Source organism: Nocardioides panzhihuensis, assembly GCF_013408335.1.
Lineage (GTDB): Bacteria > Actinomycetota > Actinomycetes > Propionibacteriales > Nocardioidaceae > Nocardioides > Nocardioides panzhihuensis.
The window spans coordinates 5,569,770-5,594,400 of sequence record NZ_JACBZR010000001.1; the positions used below are offsets into that span (position 1 = coordinate 5,569,770).

General features: G+C 67.0%; 18 protein-coding genes. 14 read left to right on the forward strand and 4 right to left on the reverse strand.

Going from position 1 to position 24,631, the window contains the following annotated elements; genetic code table 11:
• Positions 1-185: 185 nt before the first annotated feature.
• The 8 genes from BJ988_RS26375 to BJ988_RS26415 all read left to right on the forward strand — a co-directional run bounded on the left by BJ988_RS26375 (position 186) and on the right by BJ988_RS26415 (position 15,963).
• Positions 186-3,365, forward strand: coding sequence for a type I restriction endonuclease subunit R (locus BJ988_RS26375; RefSeq protein ID WP_179660801.1), 3,180 nt, complete (start codon positions 186-188; stop codon positions 3,363-3,365).
• Between the two features lie 229 nt (positions 3,366-3,594).
• Positions 3,595-4,908: a hypothetical protein gene (locus BJ988_RS26380; protein ID WP_179660802.1), complete on the forward strand. Its 1,314-nt coding sequence runs from the start codon at positions 3,595-3,597 to the stop codon at positions 4,906-4,908.
• 1 nt (position 4,909) lies between these two features.
• Positions 4,910-5,419, forward strand: a complete 510-nt coding sequence (locus tag BJ988_RS26385) for a hypothetical protein (protein WP_179660803.1) — start codon at positions 4,910-4,912, stop codon at positions 5,417-5,419.
• Positions 5,420-5,814: 395 nt separating this feature from the next.
• Positions 5,815-6,612, forward strand: coding sequence for a hypothetical protein (locus tag BJ988_RS26390; protein ID WP_179660804.1), 798 nt, complete (start codon positions 5,815-5,817; stop codon positions 6,610-6,612).
• A complete protein-coding gene (locus BJ988_RS26395) occupies positions 6,612-9,929 on the forward strand; it encodes a DEAD/DEAH box helicase (protein ID WP_179660805.1) in 3,318 nt (1,105 codons plus the stop codon). The genes BJ988_RS26390 and BJ988_RS26395 overlap by 1 nt, the downstream gene beginning before the upstream one ends.
• Complete coding sequence (locus tag BJ988_RS31480) at positions 9,926-12,724, forward strand: DEAD/DEAH box helicase (RefSeq protein WP_218861127.1); 2,799 nt, start codon at positions 9,926-9,928, stop codon at positions 12,722-12,724. Before BJ988_RS26395 ends, BJ988_RS31480 begins: the two co-directional genes overlap by 4 nt.
• A 137-nt stretch (positions 12,725-12,861) precedes the next feature.
• Complete coding sequence (locus BJ988_RS26410; RefSeq protein ID WP_179660808.1) at positions 12,862-14,319, forward strand: alkaline phosphatase PhoX; 1,458 nt, start codon at positions 12,862-12,864, stop codon at positions 14,317-14,319.
• 192 nt (positions 14,320-14,511) lie between these two features.
• Positions 14,512-15,963, forward strand: coding sequence for an MFS transporter (locus BJ988_RS26415; protein WP_179660809.1), 1,452 nt, complete (start codon positions 14,512-14,514; stop codon positions 15,961-15,963).
• Between the two features lie 101 nt (positions 15,964-16,064).
• Here the strand turns inward: BJ988_RS26415 and trpS are convergent, their stop codons facing one another.
• Positions 16,065-17,018 carry a tryptophan--tRNA ligase gene (trpS, locus tag BJ988_RS26420; protein ID WP_179660810.1) on the reverse strand — a complete coding sequence of 318 codons (954 nt, stop codon included), beginning with the start codon at positions 17,016-17,018 and terminating at the stop codon, positions 16,065-16,067.
• Between the two features lie 185 nt (positions 17,019-17,203).
• Between trpS and BJ988_RS26425 the strand changes: the two genes are divergently transcribed.
• The 5 genes from BJ988_RS26425 (at position 17,204) to BJ988_RS26445 (ending at position 21,090) form a co-directional block, all read left to right on the forward strand.
• Positions 17,204-18,409 (forward strand): acetoin utilization protein AcuC, encoded by a 1,206-nt coding sequence (locus BJ988_RS26425; RefSeq protein ID WP_179660811.1) that lies wholly within the window; start codon positions 17,204-17,206, stop codon positions 18,407-18,409.
• Between the two features lie 205 nt (positions 18,410-18,614).
• Positions 18,615-18,818, forward strand: a complete 204-nt coding sequence (locus tag BJ988_RS26430; protein WP_008356311.1) for a helix-turn-helix domain-containing protein — start codon at positions 18,615-18,617, stop codon at positions 18,816-18,818.
• A 186-nt stretch (positions 18,819-19,004) separates the two neighbouring features.
• Positions 19,005-19,106: a 30S ribosomal protein bS22 gene (locus tag BJ988_RS26435; protein ID WP_008356322.1), complete on the forward strand. Its 102-nt coding sequence runs from the start codon at positions 19,005-19,007 to the stop codon at positions 19,104-19,106.
• A 14-nt stretch (positions 19,107-19,120) separates the two neighbouring features.
• Positions 19,121-20,137 (forward strand): NAD-dependent epimerase/dehydratase family protein, encoded by a 1,017-nt coding sequence (locus BJ988_RS26440; RefSeq protein ID WP_179660812.1) that lies wholly within the window; start codon positions 19,121-19,123, stop codon positions 20,135-20,137.
• Positions 20,134-21,090, forward strand: a complete 957-nt coding sequence (locus BJ988_RS26445; protein ID WP_179660813.1) for a 1-acyl-sn-glycerol-3-phosphate acyltransferase — start codon at positions 20,134-20,136, stop codon at positions 21,088-21,090. The genes BJ988_RS26440 and BJ988_RS26445 overlap by 4 nt, the downstream gene beginning before the upstream one ends.
• A 103-nt stretch (positions 21,091-21,193) precedes the next feature.
• Here BJ988_RS26445 and BJ988_RS26450 read toward each other — a convergent pair whose 3' ends face one another.
• The 3 genes from BJ988_RS26450 to BJ988_RS26460 form a co-directional block, all read right to left on the reverse strand.
• Positions 21,194-22,384, reverse strand: a complete 1,191-nt coding sequence (locus BJ988_RS26450) for a DUF5667 domain-containing protein (protein WP_179660814.1) — start codon at positions 22,382-22,384, stop codon at positions 21,194-21,196.
• 142 nt (positions 22,385-22,526) lie between these two features.
• Complete coding sequence (locus BJ988_RS26455; protein ID WP_179660815.1) at positions 22,527-23,309, reverse strand: sigma-70 family RNA polymerase sigma factor; 783 nt, start codon at positions 23,307-23,309, stop codon at positions 22,527-22,529.
• A gap of 124 nt (positions 23,310-23,433) precedes the next feature.
• A complete protein-coding gene (locus tag BJ988_RS26460; RefSeq protein WP_179660816.1) occupies positions 23,434-24,333 on the reverse strand; it encodes an HAD family hydrolase in 900 nt (299 codons plus the stop codon).
• Between the two features lie 57 nt (positions 24,334-24,390).
• On the opposite strand from BJ988_RS26460, the gene BJ988_RS26465 reads away from it, so the two are divergent.
• Complete coding sequence (locus BJ988_RS26465) at positions 24,391-24,630, forward strand: glutaredoxin family protein (RefSeq protein WP_343051802.1); 240 nt, start codon at positions 24,391-24,393, stop codon at positions 24,628-24,630.
• The last annotated feature ends 1 nt before the right edge of the window (position 24,631 follow it).

A 24,631-nucleotide genomic window follows, 5' to 3' on the forward strand; every position in this document is an offset into this window, starting at 1 on the left:
TGGCAGCGGAGGTCAGGGCGGAATTGCGTAAGTTGCGGGCATCTTTTCGGGTGCCGTCCCGATGCTCGCTCCTCAGGTCACGGGCCGTCGACTGTTAACGGCGCTTAACACTGCGTTCTGCCCACACGCCCGGCTTGGCGGCGTACGTTTCCAGTCGAAAGCAAAGGTCGACGACAGGACGGGCGATGGTCAGCGAAGCGGAGTGGGAGCAGATCGCGGTCGAGGCGTTCCACGAGCAGGGGTGGGAGGCGCTCCGCGGGTCGGAGGTGCTCCCGGGCATCCACGACGGGCGCAAAGAGTGGTCCGATCTGGTGATGCCCGACCGGACGCTGGCGGTTATGAAGCGGCTCAACCCCGTGGTGCCGGCGGACTTCCTTGCCCAGGCGCTTGCCGAGATCGTCGCGCCGAAGTCGCAGGACGCGATCGCGGAGAACTACCGGCTGCACCGGATCCTCGTCGACGGCTACCGCGGGCTGACGTACGTCGATGACGACGGGGTCGAGCAGAGCCCGACGGTCCGGCTGGTAGGTCACCGCGTGGCCGACAACGAGTTCAACGTCGTCAACCAGGTCACCATCCGCAACCGGGAGAAGGAGCGGCGGTTCGACTTCGTGCTCTATCTCAACGGCCTGCCTGTCGGGATCGGGGAGCTCAAGCGGGCCGGGTCGCAGCAGGCGGATCTGTCCAGCGCGCACGCACAGTTGGAGACGTACCTTCGGGAGTTCCCGATGGCTTTCCGGTTCTGTGTCCTCTCGATCGTCAGCGACGGGATCACGGCCAGGTACGGGACCCCGTTCACGCCGCTGAACCACTACTCGCCGTGGAACGTCGACGACGACGGCCGGCCGATCAAGCCGGGAGTCGACGTCGATGACCTCTCGATCGGTGTCGAGCTCGAATACCTGATCGACGGCGTCGGCAACCTCGAGCGGTTCCTTCAGCTCCAGCGCGACTATGTCGCCTTCGACGAAGGCGCTGGTGGCTATGCCAAGAGGATCGCCAAGCCGCACCAGTACTTCGCGGTGACCAAGGCGGTCGGGTCGACCGTCACGGCTGTGGAGAGCAACGGCAAGGCCGGCGTCGTGTGGCACACCCAAGGTTCGGGCAAGTCGATGGAGATGGAGCTCTACGCCCACGCCGTCTCTCAGCAGCCCAAGCTGAAGAACCCGACGATCGTCGTCGTCACCGACCGTAACGAGCTTGACAGCCAGCTCTTCGAGAGCTTCAACAGCAGCCGCCTCCTGAGCGAAAGGCCGGTCAAGGTTGCCACTCGTGCTCAGCTGCGGGACGAGCTCACCCACCGGATGACCGGTGGTATCTACTTCACGACGCTGCAGAAGTTCGGGCTCTCACAACGGGAGAAGGAGTCGGGGCTCGATCACCCGCTGCTGTCCGAGCGACGCAACATCGTCGTCGTGGTCGACGAGGCCCACCGGAGCCATTACGACGACCTCGACGGGTATGCGCGCCACATCCGGGACGCGCTTCCGCAGGCTGCGTTCATCGCCTTCACTGGGACCCCGATCTCGTTCGACGACCGCAACACCGAGGAGGTCTTCGGTCGGGTCATCGACACATACGACCTGACCAGGGCCGTCGACGATGGTGCGACCGTGCAGGTCTACTTCGAGCCTCGCCTGATCCAGGTGAAGCGGGCCGGCGAGATCAGCGAGGACGACCTCAACAATGCCGCCGACGAGGCCACCGCCGGACTCGACGATGTCGAGCGTGACCGGATCGAGAAGTCGGTCGCCGTCATCAACGCGGTCTACGGCGCCCCGGCACGGCTCAAAACGCTCGCCGCGGATCTGCTGGCTCACTGGGAGGCGCGGTCGACCGCGATCACGCCCTTCATCGAGTCGCCCGGCAAGGCGTTCGTCGTCGGTGGGACCCGGGAGATCTGCGCCCACCTCTATGAGGAGATCATCGCGCTGCGCCCCGACTGGCACGCAGACTCCGAAGCCGAGGGAGTGGTGAAGGTCGTGTACTCCGGATCGGCCTCGGACAGCGGCTTGGTCGGCAAGCACGTCCGCCGCGAGGCTCAGAACAAGGTCATCCAGAAGCGTCTCAAGGACGCTGAGGATCCGCTGCAGATCGTCATCGTCAAGGACATGATGCTGACCGGCTTCGACGCACCCCCGCTGCACACCCTGTACCTGGACCGGCCGCTCAAGGGCGCCCTGCTGATGCAGACGCTGGCGCGGGTCAACCGGACCTTCCGGGGTAAGCCGAACGGTCTGCTGGTTGCGTACGCACCGCTTGCCGACAACCTCAGCAAGGCTCTGGCTGAGTACACCGAGACCGACCAGAAGGAGCGCCCTGTCGGGCGGGACGTCGATGAGGCTGCCAAGCTCGCCAACGACCTGGTCGAGCGGCTCGACGCGCACTGCGCAGGGTTCAACTGGCGTTCCAAGCTCGATGGCCAGCAGCGGGCGTGGGTGAAGGCTGCGGTCGGGCTGACGAACTACCTGCGCTCACCTGCGACGCCAGGCAATGTCGTAGGTGACGGGGAAGAGACCCTGTCCGACAGCTTCCGCAAATTGGCCAACCAGCTGTCCCGAGCATGGGCTCTGGCTGCTGGCAAGGAGACGCTGGAGGGACTGCGCCAGACGGTCAGGTTCTACGAAGAGGTCCGCGTCTGGATGGGGAAGTTCGACGCCCAGGAACGGCAGGCATCCGGCCGGCCGGTGCCCGAGGAGATCCAGCGCCTGCTGTCCTCCCTCGTGGAGACCTCGACGGTGACCGGAGAGATCGTCGACATCTACGATGCCGCCGGTCTGCCGAAGCCGTCGCTCAGCGAGCTCGGTCCGGAGTATCTGGCCAAGGCGCAGAAGGCGGAGAACCCGCACCTGGCGATCGAGGCGCTGCGTGACCTGCTCACCGAGGAGTCGAGCCAGGTGACCCGGTCGAACCTGGTACGCCAGCGAGCCTTCGCCGAGCGGATCCAGGAGCTGATGAACCGCTACACCAACTCCCAGCTCACCTCGGCCGAAGTCATCGCCGAGCTGATCGAGCTGGCTCACGAGGTCGCTGCGGAAGCCAACCGCGGGCAGCACTTCTCCCCGCCGCTGGACTCCGACGAGCTCGCCTTCTACGACGCCGTCTCCAGCAACGAGTCGGCTGTGGAACTCCAGGGCGAGGACGTACTGGCCCAGATCGCCCGCGATCTTGTCGCGATCATGCAGCGCGACGTCAAGACCGACTGGACGGTCCGCGACGACGTACGGGCGAAGCTGCGGTCCTCGATCAAGCGGCTGCTGGTGAAGTACAAGTACCCGCCCGACAAGCAGGCGGGCGCCATTCAGCTGGTCATGGACCAGATGGAGTCATTGGCTCCGCGATACGCCCAGGGCGAAGGGGCGTAGCGGCGAGGAAGCAGTCTCGTCCCGAGGTGCCCAACCTCGCCCAAAATCATCACGCCTAGTAGTCCGTATGAACCATCTTCGGTGAACCCGCAGCGCGTGAACGCAGGCGACCAATACGATCTGGCTGCCGTTGACTGCGCCCAACGAATGCCTGAGGCACAGCAGCGGCTTTGTGACGCTCGGGGTCCGCGTCATCGCATCGACTCGATAACTAGAGAGAAGTACACCTATGAGCAGCGACGCTACGAGCGTGGCCGCCGAGCTGACCAAGCTCACGGAAGACCCCCGGTTCAGCCCTCGGAAGGCGGACCTGAAAGAGCTGGTCGTCGACATCGTCGATCCTGATGGTGACGCTTGGGCCGATGTGAACCTGTTCGCCGCCTTCCCAACGGAGTCGACTGTTAAGGCTGTGTACCGGCGCCCCGCCGAGAACGTCGTCGGCGCCGTCGCCGGTGCGATGGTCTTTGCCCCGGTCGCGTGGACCTGGTGGGGCTTTCACGACGCGTCGAAAGCGTACGAAGAGCTGATCACTGAAAGCGGCGATCCGGAAGGCTCCACTTTCCTGTCGTTGTGGGCGCAAGGCTTCGACGGACGTATGGACGGCTTCTGGGGAGGCCTGCACCAGCTCGTGCCGATGGCGATGGGTTCGCTTCTCCTGGTTGCGGCCGCCGTGGTCGCCGTCATCCTCCACCGTGCGATCGCCACCAGGAACGTACGGCGTGAGGAGGAGGCCGCCGAGGAAGCGCGGATCCTTCTCACGTCCGCTCTCACCAAGGCGCAGCGGGTCGTCAGCTCGCGCCGGGCGGATCACCCGCTTCGGATCGAGGGGATCATCAAGTCCTCGATGGAGCAGCTGCGGGCAGCTCACACAGACACGGCGTCAGCCACCCGCGATCTGGCAGTGACGGCTGCGGACGTGAAGACGAGCATCGCGTCGCTGCTCGACACGGTGAAGTCGGCGGGCGAGGAAGCGGCATCGATCCTGGCCCGGGCGAACGAGGTCAACCAGACCGTCAGCACCTCGATCGCCAAGGTCGAGTCGTCCATGGCGTCGATGGAGACCGTGGTCACCGAAGGCGTACGGGGCGTCGAGAGTGCGGTGAAGACCGGATCTGAGGAGATCCGCGCCGCCGCAGCCGACTCGTCGCAACAGTTCGCGGCGGACGTGACTGCGTCGCTCGGTGGGTTCGGTGAGCAGGTCCAGGAAAGCCTGTCCAGCTTCTCCCAGGGCGCGACCACCGCGATCAAGGACGCCGGTGGGGCTCTCGTGGAAACTATCGGAACCATCAGCGGAAGCGCCGAACGTACGGCTCAAGCGTCGAGCGAGCTCAGCGAGCAGGTCGGCCTCCTGAACGAGCATCAGGAGACGGCGCAGAGTGCGCTCAATGCGGTGATCGCGGATCTACGTGACGCGGTCCTCGAGGTCGAGGCCACCCTGGCCCGCCACGATGGCGCGCTCCAAGGGCAGGTCTCTGAGCTCACCGGTGTACGCGACGGGCTCGGTCAGATTGCTCGCAGGCTGACCATGACGGCCGTCAACTGAGATGGCCGGCATCGACTCCAATCGCCGGGGCCGGCTCTTCTCCGTCGAGTCGATCGCGGGCTGGGTCTTCGCGGATCTCCTCCTGGTCCTCTTCATCGTCGGGCTCGGGTCAGCCGTTGCGTACACGCCTCCCGAGCCGCCGAAGAAAGAGCCGAAGACCATCGTTGGGATGAAAACAGATCCGACCCCGATCGGGGTGCGGGTTGACGGCGGTCGTCTGGCCGGCGGCGGAAAGCTGGATGCGACGACGAAGAAGTCCGTGTGCCAAGCGGTGAAGAAGCGTCTCGGGCCGGTCGCGGGACAGCGAGCTGCACTTGTGCTGGTCTTCGGTGGCGGTCCTGACGTCAGCTCCGGCCAGAACGTGGCCCGCGCGATCACCCCGCAGCTGGGATGCGCCAGCTCGGAGGTCTTTCAGGGAAAGGTCCCGACGCGCGCGTTCTGGGACGGCTCGCTGCCGCTCGGAGAAGCCCGCCTCGAGGTCTTCCTGTTCCACACCGAGAAGCAAGGCTGATGAGACGGTTCTTCGCGCGTCTGACCAAGCTGTTCACGCGCGGTCGATCGCACCGCTCCGCCGACGATGCTCAGACGGAGGCGCCGGCGAAGCTGCCGGAGACGACATCCGAGCCGCGATCGGTCACGACGCCGGTGTCCCCGATGAAGGCCCCTTTAGAGGCCCCGGACGACGTTGTTCCGGAGGCGCTTCAGGACGCGTCGGAGGTCGTCCGGGACCTGCCTACGAAGGCGCTTCCGGAGGCCGCGGCTGTCGCGCAATATGCGCCACCCGTTGAGCCCTTTGAGCCCGTTGGGGTGCCGAGGGCTTCGACACCCCTCACCGCGCCGCCGATGCGACCTGCTGGACCCGAGGTGGAGCGCGAGCCATACGCCGCTGTTCCGCAGACGGAGCCCGTGCCCGTTCCTGAGCGGGACCAGATCGTGCGTTACGCCGACTACAGCGACAGCAGGTACGACGCAGTCGACGGCGGATTCCCGGATCCTCCGGGCCTGGCAGCTGAGGCCGATGCGGCGCCGACCATGACGCCGGCGATGACGAGCCTGACGACGACCCTGCCGCTCGCTCTGCTCGACGAGACCCTCGCAGAGCTGTCGGCCGGTCGCGAACGGGTCGAGGATGTGATCGGCGCCGAGCCGGTCTCGGTGGGTTGGCCGAGTTCGGCCGCCGACGGTCCCTGGCTCGAGATACCGAGTCCTGACAAGCGGTTCCGGGACAGCACCGGGGACGTTCGCACTCTGCAGTCCGCCCTCCCCGACGGTGGGCTCACGGACACGCTCGATCGGCTCGAACTGGTCCGTCTCCTCGGTATCGGGCTGCAGGCCCTGCACACGGCGGAGATGGTCACCGGTGGCGTTTCCCTCGCGGCGTACGCGTTCACTCTGGAGCCACGCCCCGCGCTGTGTCTGCTGAGGCCGGACCTGCTCCGGCGTATCGGTGGCGAGCAGCTGGTGGCCGACGCGGGGACCTGGGGTCGCCGCTTCGACGAGGACCGATACGAGTTCGCGGTGGTGACTCACCAGCTGCTGATCAGCGGGCGGCCCGACGCGAGGATCCAGATCATGGACGAGGTTCGGGTTGCCGGGCTCCGGCGCGGCCAGTGCCAGAGGCTGGAGGGGCTGTGGTCGCGAGCCTCCCGAGAGCCGGGCACCCGGCCGCAGGTGACGGAGTGGATGGAGGTGCTGCTGCCGTGATGCGACTCGAGGAGCTGGCCGCTGGTCAGCGAGTCAACGGAATCACCGGCGCCGGTGTTGAGCTCGTTGCCACGAGCTGGATCGGCGGCGACTTTCTCGAGGTGACCTATCGAGACGCTGCCGGAGGGATCGGAGAGGCGTTTCTCGACCGCACGCACGAGAGCAATCTCGCGCTGGACACCGGTCGTGACGACACGTTCGGTGCAGATGCCGGTGAGTGGAAGCTTGGCGTAGAGGCGCTTCGTATCAAGCACGCTGCGCTGATCGACCCCATGTTGGCCGTGTCCAACTCGGCCCTCCAGCCGCTGCCACACCAGATCACCGCAGTCTATGGGGAGCTGCTTCCGCGTACTCCGCTTCGCTACCTGCTTGCTGACGACCCTGGGGCAGGCAAGACGATCATGTGTGGGCTCTATATCAAGGAGCTCCTGCTTCGCGGCGAGCTGGAGCGGTGCCTGGTGGTGGCGCCGGGGAGCCTGGTGGACCAGTGGCAGGACGAGCTGTGGGAGAAGTTCGGTCTGAAGTTCTCCGTGCTTTCCCGCGAAGGTTTGCAAGGCGCTGTCGCCGGCACCTACTTCGATGACAACCCCTTGCTCATTGCCCGGATGGACATGCTCAAGCGGGACGAAGACCTCCAGGAGGACCTGGACGCCATCGACTGGGATCTGGTGGTCGTCGACGAGGCACACCGGATGTCTGCGAAGTGGGGCCGAGACGGATTGGACCGAACCAAGAGGTACGCCCTGGGGCAGTTGTTGGGTCGTCGTGCCCGCAACTTCCTGCTCATGACCGCGACGCCGCACTCGGGAGATCCGGAGGCATTCCGGATCTTTCTTGCCCTCCTCGACGAGGACAGATTCGGCGGTAGGCCGACGGGATCGACCTTGACGCCCGGTAACGACGTCATGCGCCGGATGCTGAAGGAGGACCTCCTCACGATGGAGGGCCGTCCGCTCTTCCCTCCGCGAAAGGCCTACACAGTCCGATACCGGCTGTCTTCCGTGGAGCAGGAGCTCTATGACGAGGTCGGCGAGTACGTACGGCAAGGGATGGTCAGTGTCGAGCGGATCCGTGAAGGCGACAGACGACGCGCCACCAACCTGGGCTTCGCACTGATCGTGCTGCAGCGGCGTCTAGCCTCCAGCCCGGAAGCGATCTGGCGTAGCCTGCAGCGTCGTCGCGCCAAGCTGGGTGGGCTGCGTGATGAGCTCGCTGAGCGGGGGGAAGCGTTCTGGGAACAAGCCACGATCAGGCTCCCCGGCTCGTGGTCAGACGATCCGACGATGGAGGCCACAGCAGAGGAAGAGGCCTTCGCTGACGAAGCAGTCGAGCGGATCAGCGCCGCGGAGACACTCGGTGAGCTCGACGTCGAGCTGAGCCAGCTCGACCGTCTGATCCCGTTGGCGCGACGAGCGCGGGAGTCCGGTACCGACCAGAAGTGGCTGGAGCTCCGCGGCATCCTGGAGAGCGCCCAGATGACCGACGACAGTCAAGGGCACCCACGCAAGATCATCGTCTTCACCGAGCACAAGGACACCCTCAGCTACCTGCGTGGTCGGATCACCGCGTTGCCGGGTCGCGCCGAGGCTGTCGTGGAGATTCACGGAGCCATGGACATGCGGGAAAGGCGTCGGGTCCAGCATCGGTTCACTCAGGACCCGAACACGACGGTTCTCTTGGCCACTGACGCTGCCGGCGAGGGACTCAACCTCCAGGCGGCGCACCTGATGGTCAATTACGACCTTCCCTGGAACCCCAACCGGATCGAGCAGCGCTTCGGTCGAATCCATCGGATCGGTCAGAAGGAGACCTGCCATCTGTGGAGCCTAGTGGCCGAAGACACGCGTGAGGGCGCTGTCTTCATCCGGCTTTTGGAGAAGATGGAAGAGCAGGCTGCCTCATTGGGAGGCAAGGTCTATGACGTCCTCGGTGAGACGTTCGAGGGGGAGCCCCTGGAACGGCTTCTCGCCCGGGCAGTCCGCGAAGGTGAGGGCGCGCGGAGGCATCTGGAGAGGATCATCGACGCGCGCGTTGGCGACGAGCTGCCCAGGTTGCTAGAGCAGCGGGCGCTCTACCGAGAAGTGCTATTGCCGGTGGATATCGAGGGTGCGCGCCGACGAGCGGATCTCGGGCAGCGGACACGGCTCCAGCCGCATTTGGCATCCGCGTGGTTCGCCGAGTCGGTCCACGTTCTCGGAGGCCGCGTGCAGCTGCGCGCTGACGGCACAGCAGAGGTGCTCCGAGTCCCGGAGGTCGTCCGGGAGCGCGCACGGGCGGGGACCGTATTGAACGCGCGCTACGGGAATGTGCGCTTCGCCCCCGAGCAGGAACAGCCCGCAACCGCTGGTGGCACTGTGCTGGGCCCGGGGAGCCCGCTCTTCGACGCTCTCGCGGACACGGTGGCAGAGAGGTACGCCAGCTCGTCTGTGTCCGGAACGTTGTTGATCGACCCGACCGGCCGTGACGACAGCACGCGACTGCTGGCCGCCGTCGGCCACGAGATAGTCGACGGTAGAGCGGTCTCCACCGCGCTGTCGCGGCGCTTCGAGATCGTGGAGATCGACGAGTCCGCTGCCGGTGCGGCAGCCGGCCTACGTCATCTCGACTACCGAGCCGCAACGGACCAAGAGCTCACCCAGCTCCTGGGAATGCGTGGCACGGCATTTGTAGATCCGGTGTCGCTCGCCATGCGATGGGCGGTGAGCCACCTTGTGGCGGAGCACACCACCGACGTACGCAACAGCCACGGCGCAGCCACCGAACGCAGGCGTGAGGCGATCAACGACCGGCTCCGCAACCTGTCACCTTCCGACCCGGTCGCTGGCCGTTTGAGGCACCGCCTGGAACGACTCGCCGAGGAGGCACAGATCGTCTCGCGCCGGCCTCGGATCCACGCGGTTGCCCTCGTGGTCCCTGCATCGGTGTTCGGTATCACGCCGCAGGTCGACTCGGTCGCGTCTTTGGAGGTCGCAACGGCACGAACTGTTCGCGACCTCGAGGAGCAGGGCCTGGCGGCGACCTCGACCGAAGTGGGTGCCGTTCAGGTCGATCGTGGAGGCGAGACAGTCTGGATCGACGTGCGCGTGGGCGACGGGGCCGGACACCGACTCCGGATGGCGCGTAGCGATGTCATCCAGGGCGCGAACCTGGGAGGCCGCTATCGACTGGCTCTCGTCGACCGCGGGGACATCCGGTACGTCGCAGCGCCCTATGGCCGATTGCGGCTGGACAAGTATCACCAACACGAGTTCGACCTCGTCTGGTCGAGCGTGTGGCGCGATGGTTCGCGCGACCTTGATGGGAAGAAGGCCCTGTGACCGACCCGAACTACGATCCGCTCAGCATCGCGAAGGACGTGCGGTCATGGGCCAAACGCACCGTCGGTCATCTCGACCGGCTGGTGAGCGAGGTGAATAAGGCGGAGGCTGAGGCTCGTAAGAGCAGCATCGTCGTGCCTTTCCCTGAGCGTGAAGGGGCGATCCTCGGAGGCACGGTCGCTGTCCCAGGACCTGCCGCCGGTAAGCCCGTTGACGCGATGTGGAAGGCCGTCGATCACTATGCCCGGCTGCGTGATTCCGCCGGACTGTTCACCATCGATGTCGGTGTGCTGACGTGTGAGCTGCGCGCACTGGTCACAGCAACGAAGCCACGGCGGCGGCTGTTTCGGCAGCTGCCGCCGGACCCGGCTGTGGTCGACAGACTGTTGGAGCTGCGCGACTGGGCGGTCAAGACCGGGTACGACCAGGCACTGGCGGGGGTTGCCGAAGGTCGGCTTACCGCCGAGCCCTCGCTGAGCGAGAGGGTGAATGCCTTGGCCAGCGTTCTCGGGGTCGCTGCTCCGGAGGGAACACCCGGACGCGTCGACGCCGAAGACTCCGAGCTGGTGCACACGGCGCTGCGGCTTCACGCCCAGATCGATGCACACCATGAACGTCTGCGCGAGGAGGTACGAGAGGCGTACGCGAAGGCGCAGGACCGCAAGCTGGACATCGAGCTTGCCCGCCTCCCGCTGGACGCGCTCAAGGCGGTCAGCGACGGAGGGCTGCGGCTGGGGACGTTGGAGAGCGCCGGGATCGACAATGTCGGCGAGGTGCTGCGGATGGGTGGAAGCATCGCCCAGCTGCCAGGGATCAGCGAAGACGGCGCACGGATGATCCTTGCTGCGGCGGGGAGACTGCGTCGTGCCGCTGCAGAGAATCTCGGGCATCGCATCGACGCCAAACCAGAGGACCCGCTGCTGACCAGCCTCGTGAGGGCCTTGGCGACAGCGCGTGCCTTTGAGGACGATCTGAGCGAGCACCGTGGGCGACTCTCCGAGCTGGCCGACGCGGTCGCGGACTGGGGAACCGTCCCGGCATGGGACGGCGAGGTCCTTCTGCTTCACCGCTCGTCTCCGCGTCGCGGCGCGGATCTGGCGACGTGGGTGAAGAACTGGGCGGACTGGGCCGGCAACACCGGGCTGGCCAAGCTTCTCTCGAGGACAGAGTCGGTCATCTCTGTGGAAGAGGCGTGGGCGACCTACAGCCGTCAGGCTGTGGAGTTCTACGGCTCGTTGGCGGAGATCGCCGGTATTCCTGTGGACGAGCAGGGGGCGCAGGGGCACCTGCCGGATCAGATCGTCGAAGCCGTCAACTCGCTGCACCTGGACAAGGCACAGCTGGCGGTCTCGCTGCGCGGCTACCAAGACTTCGGAGCGCGGTTCGCACTCATGCAGCGCCGAGTCATCCTCGGTGACGAGATGGGTCTGGGAAAGACGGTGCAGGCGATCGCCGCGATGGCGCATCTGGCAGCGAGCGGAGCGAACCATTTCGTGGTGGTGTGTCCCCCTGCTGTCGTCTTCAACTGGGTCAAGGAGATCCGGGCGCACAGTCGCCTCGCGGCCTTCCGAATTCACGGTCCTGATCGTGATGCTGAGCTGCGCCGTTGGCGTCAGCAAGGGGGCGTCGCCGTGGTCTCGTTCGGCATCTCGAACGGAATCGACCTCGGCGGTTTGGATCCGGCGATGCTCGTCGTCGACGAGGCCCACTACGTCAAGAACCCCGAGGCCAAGCGGTCTCAGGCGGTTGCGCGCCATGCCCAGCGTAGTGACCGTGTGCTCTTCCTATCCGGCACGCCGATGGAGAACCGGCTCAGCGAGTTTCACGCCCTCGTCTCGCACCTGCAACCCGACGTGCTCGGTGATATCGACCCAGCCGCGGCCGCTGTAGGCGGGAAGCAGTTCCGGGCGGCGGTGGCCCCGGTCTATCTGCGCCGCAAGTCCGAAGATGTGCTTGCCGAGCTGCCGGAGCTGATCCAGACAGAGGAGTGGACGGATCTCACCGCAGTTGAAACCGACGCCTATCTTGATGCGCTGAACGCCAGCGACTTCGCTGCGTTGCGCAGGATCGCCTTGACCGCTGATCCGGATTCGTCCAAGCTCGCCCGCCTCGAGGAGATCGTCGACGAGGCGCTCGGCGGGGGTCGAAAGGTATTGGTCTTCTCCTACTTCCGAGAGGCGCTCGCGGCGATCTTAGACAGGCTCGGGGACAGGGCGATCGGCGTGATCAATGGGAGTGTCCCCGTCGCTGCTCGAGAGAAGCTCTGCGAGGAGTTCAACAGCTCGTTGCGCCCAAAGGTGCTGATCGGCCAGATCGAGGCAATGGGCACCGGTCTCAATCTGCAGGCCGCATCGGTTGTGGTCTTGTGTGAGCCTCAGGTCAAACCCACCATCGAGGCACAGGCGATCAAGCGTGCGCACCGAATGGGCCAGGTCGAGAACGTCTCGGTCTACCGGCTGCTGACCACGGAGTCGGTCGATGAGCGCATGCTTGCACTCCTTGACCTCAAGCGGCGCGTCTTCGACGAGTATGTCGACGAGTCCGCCGTCGCGACGGTGTCTCCCGATGCGGTCGACGCCACCGATGCTGATCTGGCCAAACAGGTCTTGGCACAGGAGCAGAACCGCTTGATCGAGCAACTGCGTGCCCGCGCGGCTGCGCAGCGGGCGGCTTCCACGCCGCAGCCGGAGTCCCCAGCGGCGGGTCCCACGGATGCCAAGTCGTCGCGGGTGGAGACATGCCCGTCGTGCGACCGCAGGGTCGACCCCATGTCAGGACGGTGCGCCTGTTCGTGAGAGGACGCCGGCGTACGTTTCACGCTGCTGTCGCCTGAGGTTCACCACGGTCGGGCCTGCAGGTGTCGCGGACTGGCTTGGGTAGAGGGCTGAGACCTGTCTCGGGATCCCCTACCACGCTCCGAGGAGTACCACCCATGTCCGCAACTCGACGCTCCCTGCTCACCGGAGGAGCCGCGGCCGGCGTCGGCCTGGCCGTCGCCGGTGCCGTTCCCGCTCTGGCCGAGGCGAAGCCCGCCAAGCCCGGCACCCTCGGCCGCAAGCGCGCCCGTGAGCCGTTCCCGCCGCTCGTGGACGACCCCAAGGGCATCCTCGCGCTGGCCGAGGGGTTCACGTACGCCATCGTCACCTCGGCCGGGGAGACGACCCTGAAGACGGGGGAGAAGACGCCGTCCAACCACGACGGGATGATGGTGCTCGGCGGCAGGCGCGGCCGCTACACGCTGATCCAGAATCACGAGATCGAGCCCGGCGAGGGGATCCCGGTGCCTTTGGTCGAGGGGACGGTCTACGACCCGGGCGCACCGTCGGGCGGCTGCACGGTGATCACCACCGACGCGGGCGGCGCCAACTTCGGTGAGTTCGTCGCGATCTCCGGCACCTCCACCAACTGCGCCGGCGGTCCGACGCCGTGGGGGACGTGGCTGACCTGCGAGGAGACGGTCAACGACGCCGGCGAGGAGTGGGAGGGCGAGGACGGGACCAAGGGCGTCTACGAGAAGGACCACGGCTACGTCTTCGAGGTCTGGGCCGACGGCTCCGCCGACCCGCGCCCGATCAAGGCGTTCGGCCGCTACGACCACGAGGCGCTCGCGATCGACAAGACTCGGACCCGGGTCTACCTGTCCGAGGACGCCGACGAGCCGAACGGGCTCTTCTACCGCTGGACCGCCCCGGCCGGGACGAGGCTCGGCCCGGGCGTGCTCACCGAGATGGCCGACGACGCCGGCACGCTGGCCGCGATGCAGATCATCCTTCCCGACGGCTCGGTGCTGCCGGACGTTGCCTACCTGACCTCCGCGCAGATGGGCCAGCCCTTCCCGGTGAAGTGGAAGACCGTCCCCGAGCGCGACGCCCAGGAAACGCCGTGCCGCGCGCAGTTCGCCGACGGTGAGGTCACCCGGGGCCGCAAGTTCGAGGGCGTGTGGGGCACCGACGAGGGCGTCTACGTGGTCAACTCCTACGCCTGGGAGGAAGGCGACATGCCGGCCGACGCGTCGCCGCACGACGGCATGGTCTGGTTCTACGACTACCAGGCCGAGACGATCCAGCTGGTGACGTACTTCCCTCACCAGACCCAGTCCGAGGACGATGCCCCGGCCCCTCGGTTCAGTGACCTCACCTTCGACGGCCCCGACAACGTCACCGTCACGCCGTGGGGCTCGCTGGTCCTCGCCGAGGACGGCAGCGGCGCCTCGCACGTGCTCGGCGCGTTCCCGGGCGGTCCGGCCTACGCCATCGCCCGCAACGACCTCAACGACTCCGAGTTCTGCGGCCCCTGCTTCTCGCCCGACGGCAAGGTCCTCTTCGTCAACATGCAGGACCCTGGCTACACCCTGGCCATCACCGGACCTTGGGAGCGCTACCTCGGTTGAGGGACGTCGGATCGAGAGGACGTACGCGGCGGGCGGCTCGGGCCGCCCGCCGCGCACGTCGTGGTGAGGTCGTGAGTCCTGTGAGGCCGTGAGCGGAAGTTGACGGGCTCGCACGCGAGGGTCGGAGGCTGTTGAAACCTGGGCTTGTGACCGTGGTTGGCATCTCGTTGACTGCCACCTGAGGAGCCCGCCATGAGCCGCCGCCACTGGATCGACGACTGGCGTCCGGAGGACGCCACCTTTTGGGAGGAGACCGGGGCGAAGACCGCCCGCCGCAACCTGATCTGGTCGATCTTCGCCGAGCACCTCGGCTTCTCGGTCTGGCTGATCTGGTCTGTGTCCTCAGCCTTCCTGGTCGCCCAGGGCTTCGACTTCACCCCGGGGCAGCTCTTCTTCCTGATCGCGATCCCAAACCTGGTCGGCGCTCTGCTGCGGGTGCCCTACACCCTGGCGGTGCCGAAGTTCGGCGGCCGCAACTGGACGATGGTCTCGGCCGGTCTGCTGCTCGTGCCGACCCTGGGGTTCGCGTACGCCGTGACCGAGCCGACCACTCCGTACTGGGTCTTCTGCCTCATCGCCGCCACCGCCGGTCTCGGCGGCGGCAACTTCGCCTCCTCCATGGCCAACATCAACTTCTTCTATCCCGCGTCCAAGAAGGGCGCGGCACTCGGGCTCAACGCCGCCGGCGGCAACCTCGGGGTCGCGCTCATCCAGTTCCTGCTGCCGGTCATCGTCGGCGGTGCGGGCATCTTCGGCATGGTGAAGGCCGCGGAGGGCGGGATCCTCCTCGAGCGGGCCGCGTTCGTCTACGCCGCGCTGGCCGTCGTCGCGATCCTCGCGGCCTTCTTCTTCATGGACAACATCAGCTCCGCGAAGTCGTCCGCGCGTGAGCAGCTCTCGGTCGTGCGGTCGAAGCAGACCTGGATCATGGCGTTCCTCTACATCGGCACCTTCGGGTCCTTCATCGGCTACTCCGCCGCGATGCCGCTGCTGATCAAGCTCAACTTCTGGGTGCCCTCGCCCGAGCCTCTCGGTACCGGCATCTACTTCGCCTACTTCGCCTTCCTCGGCGCGCTGATCGGCTCCGCGACCCGTCCGCTCGGCGGTTGGCTGGCCGACCGCTGGGGCGGCGCGAAGGTCACCCTCGGTGCGTTCGTCGGCATGGTCGTCTTCACCCTCGCCGTGCTGTGGACGCTGATGCAGCTGACCCCGAACCCGGAGGCCGCGCCCGCGATCGCACTGCAGAACCAGTCGTGGTTCCCGGTCTTCCTCGGCTTCTTCATGCTCGTCTTCGCCGCCACCGGCATCGGCAACGGGTCGACCTACAAGATGATCCCGTCGATCTTCCGCCGCGAGGCGGAGCTGGCCACCACGCCGGGCACCGCCGAGCGCGAGACCGCGCTGGTCGGCGCGACCAAGAAGTCGTCGGCCGCGGTCGGGATCATCGGTGCGGTCGGCGCGATCGGCGGATTCCTCATCCCGATCGCCTTCAACAGCCCCTGGGTCTCCAACCCCCTCGACGCCACCAAGTCGGCGTTCATCGCCTTCACGGTCTTCTACGCCGTCTGCGCCCTGGTCACCTTCACGGTCTATCTCCGCCCGCAGCGTGCGCGGGTCGGTGAGCTGGCCGAGGTGCGAATCTGAGCCGCGCAGCCTCGCTGTAACACGTCGTTCGTAGGACTACTCGCCTTTTAGAACGGGCGATAAGTCCTACGAACAGCGTGTTACAGCGGGCGGGGCCGCTCTCAGGCCAGACCGATCGCCGCCTCCGCTGCGGCCAGGACGGGGGCGGTCACCTCCCGGCACCTGGCTGCTCCGGCGGCGTACACCTCCGTCACGTACGTCCGGTCGGCGGCGAGCTCGCGGTAGCGCTTCTGGATCGGCTCGAGCTCCGCGACGACCGCGTCGGTGACCGCGGCCTTCAGGTTCCCGTAGCTCGTCAGGCCGTCGGCCGAGCCGCCGCAGGCCTCGAGGATGTCGATCAGGTTGGTGACCCCCGGCCGCTCCTCGTCGCGGGCGACGACGCCGGCGGAGTCGGTGACCGCGCGAGCGATCTTGCGGCGTACGACGGCGGGGTCGTCGAGCAGGAAGATCGAGCCGGGATGCGCGTCACCGGCCGACTTCGACATCTTGCGGGTCGGGTCGGCCAGGTCCATGACGCGGGCCCCGGCCTCCGGATGCACCGCCTGAGGGACCGAGAAGACCCGGCCGTACGTCGTGTTGAACCGCACCGCGATGTCGCGGGCGAGCTCGACGTGCTGGCGCTGGTCGTCACCCACAGGCACCTCGGTCGCGCCGTAGAGCAGGATGTCGGCCGCCATCAGCACCGGATAGGTGAACAGCGAGGCGCGTACCGATGCTCCGACACGGCGCGACTTCTCCTTGAACTGGATCATCCGTCCCAGCTCACCGGTGTGCGCGACGCACTCCAGCAGATAGCTGAGCGACCGGTGTGCGGGGACGTGGGACTGGATGAACAACGCCGCCGGTTCGAGCCCGGACGCCATCAGGAGGAGAGCCATCTCCTCCGTCCGCGTACGCAGCACCGCCGGTTCGTGCGGCAGCGTCAGTGCGTGCAGGTCGGAGAGCCCGTAGAAGGCGTCCGAGTCAGCCGAGGCCGACATCGGCCGCAGCGCGCCGAGATGGTTGCCGAGGGTGAGCCGGCCGGAGGGAGTGATGAGGGAGAGTCGCCTGGTCATGATGGACCTTTCGGGTGGTGAAGCCCACGGGTCAGCGACGATCACAATCAGAAAGGCCGCCCGCGGGCGGCCTGATGTGAGTGCTCAACAATCGGGTGGACCGCCTAGGAGGCGGACCACCACTGAGTGGAACGAATGCTGAACACCCATCCAGTGTCGCACATCCCACGGATACCGTGTGGCCCATGACGACTCCGCCGACCACATGGCCGAACACCTGCCAGGGGCACTCGACGGTCGTCTTCGATGACAGCCTGGCCGACTACGACTTCGGCCCGACCCACCCGATGGCGCCGATCCGGGTCGACCTGACGATGCGGCTGGCCGACGAGCTCGGCATCCTCGACCGTCTGAAGGTCGTCGAGGCGCCGATGGGCACCCCGGAGCAGCTGCTCACCATCCACGACGAGAGCTACATCGAGGCCGTGATCAGAGCCGGCCGCAGCGGTGACCCGGATCTCGCCCACGGCCTCGGCACGGAGGACGACCCGGTCTTCCCGCACATCCACGACGCCAGCGCCCACATCGTCGGCGCGAGCATCGAGGCCTGTCGCCAGGTCTACTCCGGGGAGAGCCTGCACAGTGCCAATCTCATGGGTGGTCTGCACCATGCGATGCGCGGCCGCGCCGCTGGATTCTGCATCTACAACGACGTCGCCGCCGGCATCCAGTGGCTCCTCGACCAAGGGGTGAAGAAGGTCGCCTACATCGACGTGGACGTGCACCACGGCGACGGCGTCGAGCGGGCCTTCTGGAACGACCCGCGGGTCCTGACGATCTCCATCCACGAGACCGGGCAGCTGCTCTTCCCGGGCACAGGATTCGCAGAGGAGGTCGGCGGCCCGGACGCCGAGGGGAGCGCGGTCAACGTCGCGCTCCCGCCCGGCACCGCGGACCACGGCTGGCTGCGTGCCTTCCACGCCGTCGTGCCCGACCTGGTCCGTGAGTTCCAGCCGGAGATCCTGGTGACCCAGCAGGGCTGCGACTCGCACACCGACGACCCTCTTGCCGACCTGGCCCTCAGCGTGGACGGGCAGCGTTCGACGTACGTCGCCCTTCACGACCTCGCCCACGAGGTGTGTGCGGGCAAGTGGGTCGCGTTCGGCGGCGGCGGTTATGCGGTGGTCGACGTGGTTCCCCGCGCGTGGACGCATCTTCTTGCGCTAGTGTCTGGTAATCCCTTGGAGCCGACGCTCGACGTGCCAGGTGGCTGGCGCGAGCACGTGCAGACGCGCCTCGGGAGGGTCGCACCGTTGCGCATGACGGACGGGCGTGAACCGGCCTACCGCGACTGGGGGAGCGGATACGACCCCGGCACGTGGCTGGACCGGCAGGTCCACGCGACTCGCACAGCGGTGTTCCCGCTGCACGGGCTCGACCCGATGCCGTAGTCCCCGGTTTCTAGAAGGTCTAGAAACGGGTGGTTCGTCGCGCCCAAAAGCAACTCGACACGCCGGTAGTATGTGAGATTCGTAGGGGTGTCCCCTTCCCCACGAGTCACATCAGGCTCTATTCTCACTTTGGGATCGCGTTTTTGGACCAGAGGTGGGGAAGCCGCTGGCGTCGCGATCACTCGAGAGAGAACGGTGGAAGCAGATGGTTACTCCTTCTGGAGACATCTCTGACAGCAAGTTCCTGACCGTTGCCGAGGTTGCGTCGATGATGCGCGTCTCCAAGATGACGGTCTACCGGTTGGTTCACTCGGGCGAGCTGCCTGCGGTGCGTGTCGGTCGCTCCTTCCGGGTTCGGGAGGACGACGCGAACGAGTACCTCAAGAGCTCGTTCTACAACGCGGGCTAGTTGTCGGACCCCGCGCCCGGGTACGACGGGCGCGGGGGCAACACCCCGTCTCATCAGGTCACCGATTCTCTCTGGGCGCCCTGGCTTCGTTAGTCTTACCCCCTAGGTCTGTTTGCCGCTCGCTGCGGTGAGTGGCCGCGTCGGCACTGGGCCGGCATTCTCTGCAACGATCGTGAAGGGTTCCCCGTGGGTTCTGTCATCAAGAAGCGTCGCAAGCGCATGGCGAAGAAGAAGCACCGCAAGCTGCTCAAGAAGACTCGCGTCCAGCGCCGCAAGCTCGGCAAGTGACGTACGTGGCGTAGGTGGCGGAACGCACCGGACCCGGCCGGGTCCTGCTGGTCACCGGGGTCTCACGTGACCTCGGTCGCCGTTTCGCGCGCGCTGCCGCCCGCCACCCCAACGTCGAGCGAGTGATCGGCGTCGATGTCGCCCCGCCTCGCGGGGACATCGGCAAGGTCGGATTCGTCCGCGCCGACATCCGCAACCCGGTGATCGCCAAGGTGATCGCCAAGGAGGAGGTCGACACCGTCGTCCACCTCAGCGTCATCGCGACCCCCGGCACCACCGGGGGTCGTTCGACGATGAAGGAGCTCAACGTCATCGGGACGATGCAGCTCCTCGCGGCGTGCCAGACCGCGCCGTCCCTGCGCCAGGTCGTGGTCAAGTCGACGACCCAGGTCTACGGGGCGAGCAGCCGTGATCCGGCGATGTTCACCGAGTCGATGGAGCCACGGCGCACCCCGTCGTCCGGCTATGCCCGCGACGTGGCCGACATCGAGTCCTACGTACGCGGCTTCGCCCGTCGTCGCCCCGACGTGGCCGTCACGGTGCTGCGCTGTGCCAACCTCCTCGGGCCGAACGTGCACAGCCCGATCGCGTCCCACTTCCGGCGCGCCGTCGTGCCCAACGTGCTCGGCTACGACCCGCGCCTGCAGTTCCTGCACGAGCAGGATCTCTACGGCGTCCTCGAGCATGCCGTACGCACCGGAGTCCCCGGCACGTTCAACGTCGCCGGCGACGGTGTGCTGACCCATTCTCAGGTCGCCAGGCGGCTGCAGCGGATGACCGTGCCGATCCCTGAGCCGGCCTTCGGTCTGGCGAGGTTCGGTGGTGGGGAGTACCCCGCCGAGCTGAGAGCGCTGCTGACCTATGGCCGGGGTGTCGACACGACGAGGATGCGCTCCCTGCTGGGCTTCGAACCGCGTTTCACCACCGCGGACACGGTCCGGGACTTCGCCGACAGTGTGAGGCCGACCGTCAGTCGTACCGACCGCGCCCTGGCTACATTGGAGAGCCGACTGACAGGAGCGCCCCGGTGACCGAGTCCGCCGCCCAGGGTTTCACCGGCACCACGACGCGCGATCGCCACCCGCTACGGGCGATCCCGGCGTCCGACTGGGCCGCGGCCCTGGAGAGCGCCGCCAAAGAGGTCTTCGGCCCCGAGTGGGAAGAGCAGCTCGCTCGGTTCATCGTGTTCTTGCGGCGCCGGATCTCTGGCCAATACTCGGTCGACGAATACGGCTTCGACCGCGAGCTCACTCAACGCTTCATGCTTGCCGTGCTGCGGCCGATCAAGGAGAAGTGGTTCCGGGTCGAGGTGCGCGGGATCGAGAACATCCCGACCGACGGTGGCGCGCTGATCGTCTCCAACCACTCGGGCACGATTCCGATGGACGGCCTGATGACGATGGTCTCGATCAATGACGAGCTCGGGCGTGACCTGCGCCCGCTCGGGGCCGACCTAGTCTTCCGGATGCCGATCATCGGCAACATCGCCCGCAAGGCTGGGGCCACCCTTGCCTGCAGCGAGGACGCCGAGCGGATGCTGCGCAACGGCGAGCTCGTCGGCGTATGGCCGGAGGGCTTCAAGGGCATCGGCAAGCCCTACAGCGAGCGCTACAAGCTACAGCGCTTCGGCCGCGGTGGCTTCGTCTCCTCCGCGCTGCGCACCGGCGTCCCGATCGTGCCGCTCTCCGTCGTCGGAGCCGAGGAGATCTACCCGCTGGTCGGCAACATCCCGGCCCTCGCCAAGGTCCTCGGCGTCCCTTACCTGCCGATCACGCCCTTCTTCCCGCTTCTCGGGCCGCTGGGTCTCATCCCGCTTCCGTCGAAGTGGCTCATCGAGTTCGGCGAGCCGATCCGCACCGATGCGTACGACGCGTCAGAGGCCGACGACCCGATGCTGGTCTTCAACGTCACCGACCAGGTGCGCGAGACGATCCAGCAGACCCTCTACCGCCTGCTGGGCGAGCGCGCCTCCGTCTTCGGCTGACCCAAACCCGCCGAGACGTCAGTTTCTGACCGCGAGAGGTCGGTTTCTGGGATCGAATGGTCCATTCGATCCCAGAAAGTGACGTCTCGGCGCGGGGGATGGGTCAGGGGAGGAGGAGACCGGTGGCGCCGGCGAGAACGTCGCCCACCAGTCCGGTGACGCCGGTGACCAGGCCGGTGACGGGACCCGTCACGGTGCCGGGGTCGGGCTGAGGCGCGGGGTCCTCGTCGGGACCGTCCTCGGAGGGGGTCGGGGTCGGCAGGATGCTCCCGTCCTCGCCCGGGTCCTCGGAGGGTCGCTCCGGGTCCTTCTTATCGCCCTTGGGATCGGTCACCGAGCCGGGACCGATCTTGTCGGGGTCGATGGAGGGAAGGTCGAGGGCGTTCTTGTCCTGGGTGAGCGGCGGCAGCGCCTCGGCCTCGACGACGGTGTCGGCCGGAAGCAGCCCGTCGATGTCGGAGGTGAGGCTGGAGACCAGCGTCGCCGGAAGCTCGGTGATGCCGCCACCACAGGTGGGGCAGAGCTGCGCTGCGGCCTGGTCGATCAGCACGAGCGTCTGGGCGGCGTCGGAGACCGCGGGCTCTGCCCGCTCCGGGACCTTCGGGCCCAGGGCGGCGAGCTCCTCGACGCCATCGGCCGCGAACGTACGCAGCTGGGCGAGCGATGCGTTGTCCTGGGACTGCTCGAAGTCGCTGATCAGCAGGTCGGAGCCACGAGCGGCCTGACGCGAGAAGGTCTCGAGCGTCGAGGTCACCTGCTCGGTGTCGGTCATCGGCGCCTCGGCGACCAAGGACTCGGCCTCGCGGAGACGGGTGCCGGCGTCCTCGAGGATCCGGATGCCACGGGCCTGGGTGCTGACGGTGAAGCCGGCGGAGACGTTCTCCACGGCCCGCTTCACCGGGTAGAGCGAGTCGCCCGGAAGCGCGGTCTGGGATGCGGCCGCGGCGCCTGCGGTGCCACCGACGATCGCCATCGCGGCGAAGGCGACGGCCAGCTTGCGCTGGCGGCGGGGCCTCACCGGGCTGACGGTGAGCTTGCGCTCGACGGTCCTCTCGGTCCGCGGCGCCGGCACGAGCTCGGTGTCGGCGGCCTCCATCAGCCGCTCTCGCAGCGAGACGGAGAAGTCGCGACTGGGCACGGTCGAGTCGCTGAGAGTGGAGAGCGACGAAGCGAAGACTGCCAGATCGCGAAGCTCATCGGCAGACTGCGAGGCACGCCGATCCGTCGCGGCACAGGCCGCGACCATTCGGTCGAACTCGTCGGCGCGCTTTCGCGCCGGGAATGCCGGGCTCATCGAAGGGTTCCTACTCGGTATCGGCAGTGAGGGATTCGTCGAAACAGCTGCGCGCAAGGTGCAGCCATGTCAGACAACGAGTCGCCCCGGCCGCGGGTTACGGCAACCGGTCGAGCATTCAGGGTGGTGCGGAACACAGTCATCAGCGGATCCCGTCAGGCATCTGCTTGGCGAGGTTTCGGATCCCGCGCAGCTGGAGCTGTTTCACGGCTCCGTCGCTGCGTCCGAGGATAGCGGCTGTCTCGGCGATCGACAGCCCTTGGAGGAAACGCATGATGATGCAGTCGCGTTGTTCGTCGGGAAGCTTGGAGAGGGCGCCGAGCAGCATCTCGTTGGTGACGCCCGCCATCACGATCTTCTCCGGGCCGTCGGCCGAGGAGTCGTGGAGGCCCATGTCCTCGGTGGTCATCTCCAGCCGCGTACGCCCCGCCTTGAAGTGGTCGGTGGCGAGGTTGCGGGCGATGGTCATCAGCCAGGCGCCGAAGTCCTTGCCCTGCCAGCGGAAGCCGGTCATCGAGCGCAGCGCGCGGAAGAACGTCTCCGAGGTGAGGTCCTCGGCGACCTGGGTCGAGCGGGTCCGATAGAAGAGGAACCGGTAGACCGCGCCGTGGTAGTGGTCGTAGAGGAGGCCGAAGGCATCCTTGTCGCCCTTGCGGGCGAGCTCGACCAGCGCGATCAGGCGGGTGCGGTCGGCCTCGCTCTCCTCCGAGGACGTGGCGAGCTCGGTGTCGTCCTCGGGCTCGTTGTCGGAGCGGGGCTTGATCTCCTGGTTGCCACCTGAGCCGCGTGGCTCGGGCTCGGCGAACGGGCCCGTGGCACCGGCGACGCCGGCGTAGGCCGGTTCATAGCCCTCGTTCATCAAGAGCTCGACCGCAGCGCGCAGCGCATCCAAGCGACGACGGACGTCATTGGTGCGGCGCGACATGTGGGTCCCTCCCGAAGACTCCCCCTGAGCGAGAGCCACCTTACGGGTTAGCGCGTCCAGATGTCAGGTCCAGAGCCGAACTTCTGTCGGCGTGTGGTGGCAATTTCGTTAACGACCAGGTGGATCACTGCCGTTTGCCCCGAAGAGCGATCGCCACCGCGATCGCCCCGGTGGCCGCGCCGCCCAGCGCAGCTGTCATCACGCCTGCCCGAGCGGCTTTGCGTCCGATGCGGTAGTCACGGATCGGCCAGCCCTTCGCGCGCGCGTGGGCGCGCAGGCGCGCGTCCGGGTTGATCGCACACGGATGCCCGACCAGGGAGAGCATGGGCAGATCGTTGTAGGAGTCCGAGTAGGCCGCACAACGCGACAGGTCGAGGCTCTCCCGGGCGGCGATCGCCTTGACGGCCTCGGCCTTGGCCGGCCCGTGGAGCATCTCGCCGACGAGGGCGCCGGTGTAGACGCCGTCCTCAGTGGCTGCCACCGTCCCGAGCGCGCCGGTCAGCCCGAGCCGGCGGGCGATGACCCGAGCCGCCTCGACAGGTGCCGCGGTCACCAGCCACACGCGCTGGCCCTGATCGATGTGGGTCTGCGCCAGAGCCCTGGTGCCGGGCCAGATCCGATGGGCCATGCCCTCGTCGAAGATCTCCTCCATCAGGCTCTCGACCTCGTCGGCACGGTGGCCGCGGATGAACGACAGCGCCGAGGAGCGCGCCGACTCCATGTGAGCGGGGTCCTCGACCCCGGCCACGCGGAAGTACGCCTGCTTGTACGCAGCCGAGGCGATGTCCCGCGTACGGAAGAACTTGCGCCGGTGCATGCCGCGGGCCAGGTGGAAGATGGTCGCGCCCTGCATGATCGTGTTGTCCACGTCGAAGAACGCTGCCGCCGCCGGGTCTCCGCCCGTCGGATAGAGCCAGGCCTCGATCTCAGCGGCCGCGGCGGAGGCCTCGCCGGCGAGAGCCGAGCGGCGTTTGAGGTCTTTTCGCCGCAGCTCGGCGCGGCGGCGGTCGCTGGCGCTGCTCATTTCGCCAACAGTAATGGTCATGACGCCGTCATGGGGGTCAGGTGCCAAGATGGTCGGGTGGAACCGCGTGTGACCTTCTACTCCCGTCAGGGCTGCCATCTGTGCGACGAGGCTCGGCTCGTGGTCGAAAGTGTGGTCGGGGACGACTACACCGAGGTCGACATCGACACCGACGAGGAGCTGCGCGAGCGCTTCACGAACGAGGTTCCGGTGACGTACGTCGATGGGAAGCAGCACGACTTCTGGCGTGTCTCCGAGGAGCGGCTGAGGTCAGCGCTGGCGCGCTCCCCAGAATAAC

What these genes read in the sequence shown, in the direction of transcription:
- BJ988_RS26450 (WP_179660814.1), bottom strand. Translation starts at nt 22,384, where the DNA reads ATGAGCCCGGCATTCCCGGCGCGAAAGCGCGCCGACGAGTTCGACCGA.
- BJ988_RS26425 (WP_179660811.1), top strand. Translation starts at nt 17,204, where the DNA reads ATGACGACTCCGCCGACCACATGGCCGAACACCTGCCAGGGGCACTCG.
- BJ988_RS26410 (WP_179660808.1), top strand. Translation starts at nt 12,862, where the DNA reads ATGTCCGCAACTCGACGCTCCCTGCTCACCGGAGGAGCCGCGGCCGGC.
- BJ988_RS26380 (WP_179660802.1), top strand. Translation starts at nt 3,595, where the DNA reads ATGAGCAGCGACGCTACGAGCGTGGCCGCCGAGCTGACCAAGCTCACG.
- trpS (WP_179660810.1), bottom strand. Translation starts at nt 17,018, where the DNA reads ATGACCAGGCGACTCTCCCTCATCACTCCCTCCGGCCGGCTCACCCTC.
- BJ988_RS26430 (WP_008356311.1), top strand. Translation starts at nt 18,615, where the DNA reads ATGGTTACTCCTTCTGGAGACATCTCTGACAGCAAGTTCCTGACCGTT.
- BJ988_RS26385 (WP_179660803.1), top strand. Translation starts at nt 4,910, where the DNA reads ATGGCCGGCATCGACTCCAATCGCCGGGGCCGGCTCTTCTCCGTCGAG.
- BJ988_RS26375 (WP_179660801.1), top strand. Translation starts at nt 186, where the DNA reads ATGGTCAGCGAAGCGGAGTGGGAGCAGATCGCGGTCGAGGCGTTCCAC.
- BJ988_RS26460 (WP_179660816.1), bottom strand. Translation starts at nt 24,333, where the DNA reads ATGAGCAGCGCCAGCGACCGCCGCCGCGCCGAGCTGCGGCGAAAAGAC.
- BJ988_RS26415 (WP_179660809.1), top strand. Translation starts at nt 14,512, where the DNA reads ATGAGCCGCCGCCACTGGATCGACGACTGGCGTCCGGAGGACGCCACC.
- BJ988_RS26395 (WP_179660805.1), top strand. Translation starts at nt 6,612, where the DNA reads ATGCGACTCGAGGAGCTGGCCGCTGGTCAGCGAGTCAACGGAATCACC.
- BJ988_RS26455 (WP_179660815.1), bottom strand. Translation starts at nt 23,309, where the DNA reads ATGTCGCGCCGCACCAATGACGTCCGTCGTCGCTTGGATGCGCTGCGC.